The sequence below is a fragment of the Pseudomonas sp. genome, from assembly GCF_049590575.1.
Lineage (GTDB): Bacteria > Pseudomonadota > Gammaproteobacteria > Pseudomonadales > Pseudomonadaceae > Aquipseudomonas.
In genome coordinates this window covers 1-2,582 of sequence record NZ_JBAWDE010000252.1, presented here as the reverse complement: position 1 = coordinate 2,582, position 2,582 = coordinate 1, and the positions used below count along the sequence as shown (strand labels likewise).

Below are 2,582 nucleotides of genomic sequence, written 5' to 3'. Positions count from 1 at the left end.
ACGCTGCACCGCTTCGCCCTCGGCGCGCAAGGCCTCGCGGCTGGTGGCCAGGATGTGCAGCCGGGGCGCGTGGCGCAGCAGGGTTTCGCTGACCAGGGCGATATCGTCCAGCAGGTGTTCGCAGTTGTCGATCACCAGCAGCACCTGGAGCTCCTGCAAACGCCGGGCAAAGGTTGCCAGCGGCTCATGTTCGGCAGGCGTGAGACCGAGCAGCGCGGCGAGATTGGGCAGGATCATCGACGGCGCGCTGAGGGGCGCCAGGTCCAGCAGGTGAATCCCGTCGCGGTAGTGCCCGATCAGCAATTCCGCCACCCGCAGCGCCACGGTGGTCTTGCCGATGCCGCCAGCGCCGGTCAGGGTGATAAAGCGCTGTTCGGGCAGTTGCTGCACCAGGCTGTCGATCAGCGCTTGGCGCCCGATCATCCGCGTGCGCCGCAGGGGCAGGTTATGGCGTGGGCGTTGGGGCGCGCCTTCGTCGGGTGGCGTCATCGGTTCGATGCTCAGTGGCGCAACAAAACTGTAGCCGCGCTGGGCCACCGTCACGATATAGCGCTGCCCGGCCTGGCCATCGCCCAAGGCCTTGCGCAGCGCCGCCATATGCACGCGCAGGTTGCCGTCTTCGACCACGCTTTTGGGCCAGACTCGGGCGATCAGTTCCTGTTTGCTCACCACATTGCCGGCCTGCTCCAGCAGGATCAGCAGGATGTCCACCGCGCGCCGTCCCAGGCGCAGCGGGCGACCGGCTTCCAGCACCACGCGCTGGCGCGGGTGGATGCGGTAGGGGCCGAAATGCACGGCCTGGTCGCTGAGGTCACTCATGGGTGGCCATGCTCGGCTTTAGGGAACGGCCAGCATAGGCCAGGTGTACGGCTATCACTAGGCCGCGATCACTTGGGGCTTGTGACGCAGTTGGTGGTTTCGCCAGGTCATCGGGTTGACGCCTTCGCTGCGGGTGAACATATGGCAGAAATGCGCCTGGTCGCAGAACCCGCATTCCTGGCTGATTTGCGTCAGGCTCAGGGCCGAACCGGTGATCAGCTCCTTGGCCCGCTGGATGCGCTGCTGGCGAATCCATTCCTGCGGCGACAGCCCGGTGGTGCATTTGAATGCGCGGGAAAAATGGCTGCGCGACAGGGCGCAGGCCTGGGCCAGGTCGGCAATCGCCAGGCTTTCGCCGAGGTTGGCGAGGATCAATTGCTTGGCAATACGCTCGCGCCGGGGGCAGAGGCCGCCGGTAGCGGATACACGAGGGGGACAGTACTCAAGTCGGGCCATGACAGATATCCGCAGTCGATGGGAGCGTTCCCGGTGAATGGATGCAGTGTAGACCGCCCCATTCTTGGTGCCGGACCGTCTGGCTGACGAGTTAATCGTTGTTAATTTTGTCAGGTAAGGCGGATTTTAATCGTCGAAAAAGACAGCACAGGGGTGCAATCAAAATATCCATTTGCGTGTTTATCTGTGAGCTTGCCAATCGTTTGGATATCACCATGAACCGCAACGACCTGCGCCGCGTCGACATGAACCTGTTGGTAATTTTCGAGGCGCTGATGTTCGAGAAGAACCTGACCCGCGTGGCCGAAAAGCTCTTTATGGGCCAACCGGCGGTGAGTGCGGCACTCGGTCGCCTGCGGGACCTGTTCGACGACCCGTTGCTGCTGCGCAACGGCCGGGGCATGGAGCCAACGCCACGCGCGCTGGCGATCCTCAAGGAGCTGCAACCGGCCATGGACACCATTTCCGGCGCCGTCAGCCGCGCCAAGGATTTCGACCCTTCCACCAGCTGCGCGGTGTTCCGCATCGGGCTGTCCGACGACGCCGAGTTTGGCCTGTTCCCGCCGTTGCTGAGCCGACTGCGCGAGGAGGCACCGGGCATCATCGTGGTGGTGCGCCGGGCCAATTACCTGTTGATGTCGTCGTTGTTGGCCAGTGGCGAGATTACCGTGGGGGTGAGTTACACCACTGAGCTGCCGGCGAATGCCAAGCGCAAGAAACTGCGGGATATTCCGTGCAAGGTGCTGCGTGGGGATGACGGTGTGGCACCGTTGACCCTGGACGACTACTGCGAACGGCCCCATGCGATGGTGTCGTTTTCCGGGGATTTGAGCGGCAATATCGATCTTGACCTGGCGCGGATTGGCCGGGCACGGCGGGTGGTGTTGGCGGTGCCGCAGTTCAGTGGGTTGCGGGCGTTGTTGGCGGGGACGCAGATTATTGCGACGGTGCCGGATTATGCGGCGTGTGCGTTGACCGAGGGCACGGCGTTACGGGCGCAGGATCCGCCGTTTGCGATTGAGGAGGCGCAGTTGTCGATGGTGTGGAGTGGTGTGCATGACAATGATCCGGCGGAGCGGTGGTTGCGGGCCAGGATTTCGGAGCATATGGCGGGGGTGGGGTAGTTGGGGGGAGGTGGGTGGTGGGTGGTGGGTGGTGTACATATCCGTTGCTGCGGTAGCGGCTTCGTATGGTTCCGCTCTTACAGCCATCCCTTTCAAGGTCTTGGTTTAAAATCCCCCAAAACTTCAGTCAGGGTGACGAAACTATGTGGGATGCAGTTCTCGAAAGGTTTGAAAGAAAAACAC

3 protein-coding genes are annotated in these 2,582 nt (G+C 62.6%); 1 reads left to right on the top strand and 2 read right to left on the bottom strand.

Going from position 1 to position 2,582, the window contains the following annotated elements:
* A partial coding sequence (locus WBR57_RS17560) for a winged helix-turn-helix domain-containing protein (protein WP_424085055.1) occupies positions 1–819 on the bottom strand: 819 nt, incomplete at its 3' end.
* A gap of 57 nt (positions 820–876) precedes the next feature.
* On the bottom strand, positions 877–1,275 hold the full coding sequence (locus tag WBR57_RS17555; protein ID WP_424085053.1) for a helix-turn-helix domain-containing protein: 399 nt from the start codon (positions 1,273–1,275) through the stop codon (positions 877–879).
* A gap of 215 nt (positions 1,276–1,490) precedes the next feature.
* Between WBR57_RS17555 and WBR57_RS17550 the strand changes: the two genes are divergently transcribed.
* Positions 1,491–2,399, top strand: coding sequence for a LysR substrate-binding domain-containing protein (locus WBR57_RS17550; protein ID WP_424085051.1), 909 nt, complete (start codon positions 1,491–1,493; stop codon positions 2,397–2,399).
* Positions 2,400–2,582 lie beyond the last annotated feature (183 nt).